Here is a 5,960-nt window from a genome sequence, read left to right on the forward strand (position 1 = left end):
CCCCTTCCAAAGCCTCGCCACGGGTCCGCTGCTCGCATACGGTTTGGCGACGGCCATCCTCCCGTTCTGGATCTACGCGACCCTGCGCTTCTTCGACGCCATCGCCAACCGGCATACCGCGCCGAGACATGGCTGGTGGCGCAGTCCCATCCTCAGATGGATGCTCCTCACCGCGTTTACGGGCGTACTATGCCTCGTCACACATCCGCGCATCGCATTCACCTGGCTGCTGTTCATTGCCCCGTTCCTGTTGCTGCGCATGCCGTGGAAGCTGATTCTCGGAGCGTTCCTCGCCGTGTTGGCGAGCGGGGTCGCGTTCTTCTTCTACATGACCTCGCACTACCAGTCCACCCGCTATTTCAACCCAGCCGACTGGTTCCACACCTACACGCCGAGCCGTAGCGTGCAGGATGCCCTGCGCATATTCGTCACCGACCAGCTGCCGGGGGCGACGGGCATATTCGCGGGCATCGTGGTGGTCGTCGCGTTCGTGATCACACTACTCGTCGCCATTTCGCCTCGCATGATGCGAGCGAAACCCTCCACGGGCAAGCATCTGAAGACCATGCCGAATACGGCCAGCGGGCAGCTGCGTAAGGACGCGGTTTCCGTGGCGATGATGGTGCTGCTGTTCGGTTTGGTGCTCGTCTGCTCAGCATCGCTCACCGGCTGGTTCCCGAACATCGTGGCGGCGGTGTGGTATCGCACCGAAGTCCGCCCGCTCACCATGATCCCGCTGGCGCTCATCACCCTGATCGTGTTCGCCGCCAGCGCCATATGCGAACTGTCCACGCGCCGTGCGGACACGGTCGTCGCGTTGATCCTGGTGGTCGCGCTCGCCGTGGTGCCGCAGTTCACGAACGTTACGCGTAGTCAGGTTGCCGACGCAGTGTACGCCAACATGGAACTCACCGACAATCAGCCGGACGAACAGCTCACGCAATCCAAATACGAGGTGCTGCAGGATGTCGCGCGGGTTGTGGGTGACAAGGCGGTGGTGATTTCGGACCCGCTGAACGGTTCCATGTACGGCAAGGCCATGTTCAACACGACCATGCTGTTCCCGATCTACAATCCGGCCGCGGAGAAGAACGGTGCGATCTTCGGCGAAGTGGAACGCGCCTTCGACTCGGGAGACGCCCAGTCAGTGCTCGGCACGGTATGCCCGATTGGAACAGACACCCCGGAATACTTCCTGGCGATGGGCGAACAGGCACCAAGCCTTCAGATGTTCACCTTCAAGGAACAATACGACCCGTTCCACAAGGAAGACCTGATCGCCAAATACGTGAAGGACGGCACGCTGAAAAAGGTGCGCGACTACTCGAATAAGGGCGGTTACGCCAAGGGATGGGCGCTGTACCGGTTTGAGTGCGGAAACTGAGATTTGGACAGCACTGAATCGGTACTGAGCCGGTATTGAACGGTACTGACCTGGCAGTGATCGGCACAGACAAGCGCGGGCGGGGTGTCTACGGAAACGAGCCGCTCCGCCCGCATGTACTACGCGGAACCGCGGGTTTACGGAATCGCGATAATGAACGGGCTGGCCGGCAGCTGCTGCTTGTTATACAGCATGCTGGAACAATTCGGATCGCCACTGAACAGGTAACGCACCTGGGTGATTCGGTCGACATCATCCGACGACACCACCAACTGGTTCCCCCGAATCGTGGCCGTAGCCGGGCTGAACTTGCCGGATGCGTCCGCCGCTTCGAAGCCTCCCAGCTTCTCATCCGTAGGCGAAGCCACCTTGGTGGCGCTCGCGTTCAGGCTGTAATCGGGTTTCATGGCTTGAAGGCCTTGCGCGGTGTCGTTCTTGAAGGAGATGGTGATGTTGCCTTTTTCGTCGCGTTCGGCAGAGGTGACGACCGGGCCGGAAGGAACCGTGGTCTTCTTGCGCATGGCCTGCCACTGGTCGGCCATACGTTTGGCGAGAATCTCCTTGCCCAACGGGTGGATGGTTTCGGACGTGCCCTTGTCCGTGTCGATGGAAACGGTCATGGCAACATTCTTGGTGCTGTTGAGGTTTGGATTGTCTAGGGTGGAAAGCTGGGCTTGGCGCACGATCTGCGTGTACTGATTATCATCCCAGCGGGCGAGCTGCACGTAGAGGAACGGCAGGGACGCGTCGTCGAACACCTTGCGATACTGGTTGATCAGCGCGGTGAACTGCGATTCGTAGGCCAATGCGGTGGCATTGTTAGCGGCATCGTTGCAGCCCTGGTACCACAGCACGCCGGCGACGTGGAAGCCCTGCAATAGGGCGATATGGTTCTTGTAGATGTCGCCGCCCTTGATGTGTCGGCTGATGGCCGTGCCACCCCATGCGGTCTGGATGATGCCAATGGGGATGTTCGGGCTGGTGGTGCGCAGTTCTTGTGCGAAGAATTGCGCAAGGTAGCTGAGACGCTTGGAATTCTGCGTGGTGGCTTCCGACCAGGACGATTTATTCTCATCCGCAACGGGGAATTGCACGGATTGCACATCATGCTGTGCCACGATGAAATGCACGTTCGGATCGTCGATGGTTTCGGGAAGATCCTTGTATTTGAACACTCCCTGTGGGCTGGCGTTCGGGTCGAGTTTAAGGTTCTTGGTGTTGTAATACTGGGTGTAGTTCACTTCCATATTGGATTGCCCGGCTGCCACGAACACGTCGCCCACATATACGCGGGCGAGGGTTTTGAGCAGTTTGCCGTCGTACTGCACTTCCAGCTTGTATGGGTGCTGGTTGGCAGGGACCTTGGGGATTTGAATGGTGAACTTCGCTTCGTGGCTGCTGGTCACCTGCCCGGAATACCGCTTGTCGTCCATGGAGAGGGATGCGCTGAGCTTGCTCCAGTCGATATTCGCATATGTGATGTTTTTCAGTTCACCGGTGACGGTGATCGGCTTACCGCGTTGGAATACCATGCCGTTCGAATAGTATGTGGGGAGCTTCACCGTGGCGGGAGTGCTCTGCTGTGCGGCGATTACGGTTCCAGCGGCCTGAGCTGCAGGCGCATGTGCGACTACGCATAGGGGAAGAACCAAAGCCAAAGTGAGAAAAGCGCAGCAAACTGCACTGCGTTGTGTGCGAAACGATTTCATCGATACCCTTTTTCCATCCATATCATGCGAATGTATTTGTACCATAGCCGGGCAACGTGTGAAGCGGCTGAAGGCGGCGGGTGGCGGTTCATGCTCGCTGTGAGAGGAATATGCGAGAGGAAAGCTGGCAGGTGCGGGGGAAAGGGCATGGTGCCGGTTAGGCTGGGAATGCTGTTGTGATGGGTCGTTATGGGAGATGAGAAAAGCTGCAATGAGTGCGATGAGAACTGTGTTGTGTGCGATTGCCGCAACTGGATTGGCATTGGGTGGTGCGTTGCCTGCGGATGCCGTGCAACTGCATGATGTGAACATGGACGCTGTCACACAGGTGCGTTCCATCAGTGGCACAGATGGTGCTGAAAACACCATGCCGGGCAATCCTGAAGCGGAGCTGCCGGATACAATCGCGCAGAGCATCCCCGATGATGCGGAAGTCGTGTCTGAAGACCATGCGTTGACTGCGGATGGCACGTTGAAGGATCTTGCCACCGGTAAGACGATTACCGATCCGAACCTGGTGGGCACGCAGAGTAGTCAGCCGGACCCGTTGGCGAAAACCGACGGTGCGTCGTTCATCCCCGTTGAGGTGGACGCGGTCAGAACCGAGATCGAGAATGCCTCCAAGGCTCAAAGCGATGCCAGCCTATCCGCCGAAACAGCTCGGAGCAAAGCGACGGTACGGTTGGCATCGTTGCCGAATAATGAGTATGGCGCGTATTGGGGAACGTACAACGGTACACCGGCGTTCTTTGAGGGCAACGGCAGTCTGTTTGTGCAGCAGGCCAAGGGCGTGATCGACGTGTCCGAGTGGCAGGGGGATATCGATTGGCAGACGGTGAAGAACGCTGGCGTTGAGGGAGCTATCATCCGCATTAGTTACGGGTGGGGCAACGGATACGACAAGAAGGCATTACGTAATATCAGCGAATGCAAGCGGTTGGGCATTCCGTTCGGTATCTACATGTATTCGTACGCCGAGAATTCCGGCAATGCCGCTTCCGAAGGCGCCGACGTGGCATCGTTGCTGCGCAAGGCCGGCGTGAACCCGAATGACCTGCAATACCCGGTGTATTACGACCTGGAAGCGTGGAGCTGGACAGGCCACGCGCACCCGACCAGCCCGGCCGTGTACGACGGCATCGTGAACGCCTGGTTCAGCCAGCTGCGTAACGCGGGCTATAGCAATCTTGCGGTGTACTCCTACACCAGTTACCTCAACAATGAGCTCAACAGCAGTGATATACACGCAAAGACACGGTGGGTGGCGCAGTACGGTTCCCGTATGGGCTATACGGCATGGTCCAGCAACGATCGCGGCTGGCAGTATTCGTCGTCGGCGCATATCAACGGCATCAGCGGCAGTGTGGACGTAAATGCGTTTGGGGGCAAGCAGAAAACCAACAGTACGCAAACATCCGTTGATGTTCGCGCATTGCCGGCTATCACTGTTCCTGATGGGAACTATTACATCAATGTGCGATCCAAAGTGGCAAGCAGCATTGATATTCCTGGAGCGAGCACGGCTGATTCCACAGCCATCCAGCTGTACTCCGGTAACGGTTCCAAAGCGCAGCAGTTCAGATTCATTAAGCAGCCAGATGGAAGCTACAGCATTACCAATGTGAATTCCGGCAAAGCGTTGGATGTTCGCAATGGCTCGGCCGGCAACAATGCGGTAGTGCAGCAATATTCGACGAATGGTACGAATGCTCAGCATTGGTTCATTCGTGATTCCGGAACCGGTTACTACTTGCAGTCCGCCCTGGGCAATTGGGTTCTGGATGTAAGCGGCGGCAGTACAGCCAACGGTGCAGCGATTCACCTGTATGCGCCCAATGGAACAGTTGCTCAGCTTTTCGTGCTCTCATCCAGCGAGGTCAGCATTCCGGCAAATACGTCAACAACGATTCGGTCAGTAAAAAACAACGGATTGGTATTCGACGTTCCCGGCGCATCAACCGCCAATAGCGCACGAATCCAGTTGTATGCGAGCAACGGATCCAACGCGCAAAAATACCTTTTCACCACGATTGGTAATGCAGCCTACCGCATTACCAACGTAAATTCCGGCAAAGCACTGGATGTGTGCGGTGGATCTGCGGCTAACGGTGCGGCGCTCCAACAATATGATGGGAACAATTCTGTCGCCCAACAATGGACCGTACGCAACTACGGTAGCGGCAGGGTGGCATTGGTATCAGTGAACGCGAACAAGGCAGTGGACATTCCAGGAGGCAATGCCGCGCAGCAAGTCAAACTCCAGATGTACACGCCTAACGGAACAGCCGCTCAGCAGTGGACAATAAACAAGGTGTCTACTCCAAGAGAACGTATGAACGCTGCCGCTGACTCGCATAGGAAGGACCTTCCTGACGGCACGTATATGTTTGGATCGAAGCTGAAAACCTCCATGAAAATCGATGTTGCCGGTGCCTCTAAGAGCAATGGCATCAATGTGCGACTGTGGAATGGCAACGGCACCAACGCTCAGAAATGGAAAGTCACGCACGACTCCAACGGTTATGTGACATTGACCAATGTGAATTCCGGCAAGGTTCTGGATGTTTACGGGGGCTCTTCCGCCAATGGTGCCAATGTGCAGCAATATTCCTCAAATAATACGTATGCGCAGAAGTGGATTGCAGTGAAGCATTCCGATGGATCGTATACGTTCCAGTCGGCGCTCGCAGAAAACAAAGTCCTTGATGTTTCGGGTGCTTCTACCTCGAATGGTGCCAATGGGTAGTGCCCGAAAAGTTGCGCACTTTGGATCATGGCCGTCCATGGCGCGATGATCAGTTCGCTTCCACGAGGTTGTCATCGAGCCGGGACATGTCCAGGTAGCGGCGGTTCGACCATTCGTTCGC

General features: G+C 56.7%; 3 protein-coding genes. 2 read left to right on the forward strand and 1 reads right to left on the reverse strand.

Annotated features, from left to right (window positions below; genetic code table 11):
• A partial coding sequence (locus tag KIH75_RS09735; RefSeq protein ID WP_219056507.1) for a DUF6541 family protein occupies positions 1-1,384 on the forward strand: 1,384 nt, incomplete at its 5' end.
• A 137-nt stretch (positions 1,385-1,521) separates the two neighbouring features.
• On the opposite strand, the gene KIH75_RS09740 is transcribed toward KIH75_RS09735, so the two are convergent.
• Complete coding sequence (locus KIH75_RS09740; RefSeq protein ID WP_219056508.1) at positions 1,522-2,916, reverse strand: sialate O-acetylesterase; 1,395 nt, start codon at positions 2,914-2,916, stop codon at positions 1,522-1,524.
• A gap of 397 nt (positions 2,917-3,313) precedes the next feature.
• Between KIH75_RS09740 and KIH75_RS09745 the strand changes: the two genes are divergently transcribed.
• Positions 3,314-5,839 carry an RICIN domain-containing protein gene (locus KIH75_RS09745; protein WP_420829196.1) on the forward strand — a complete coding sequence of 842 codons (2,526 nt, stop codon included), beginning with the start codon at positions 3,314-3,316 and terminating at the stop codon, positions 5,837-5,839.
• Positions 5,840-5,960: the final 121 nt, after the last annotated feature.

Source organism: Bifidobacterium pongonis (genome assembly GCF_019331805.1).
Taxonomy (GTDB): Bacteria; Actinomycetota; Actinomycetes; order Actinomycetales; family Bifidobacteriaceae; genus Bifidobacterium; species Bifidobacterium pongonis.

Excerpts from the sequence above, each read along its gene's own strand:
- KIH75_RS09740 (WP_219056508.1), bottom strand. The coding sequence starts at position 2,916 with ATGGTATTCCAACGCGGTAAGCCGATCACCGTCACCGGTGAACTGAAA.
- KIH75_RS09745 (WP_420829196.1), top strand. The coding sequence starts at position 3,314 with ATGAGAACTGTGTTGTGTGCGATTGCCGCAACTGGATTGGCATTGGGT.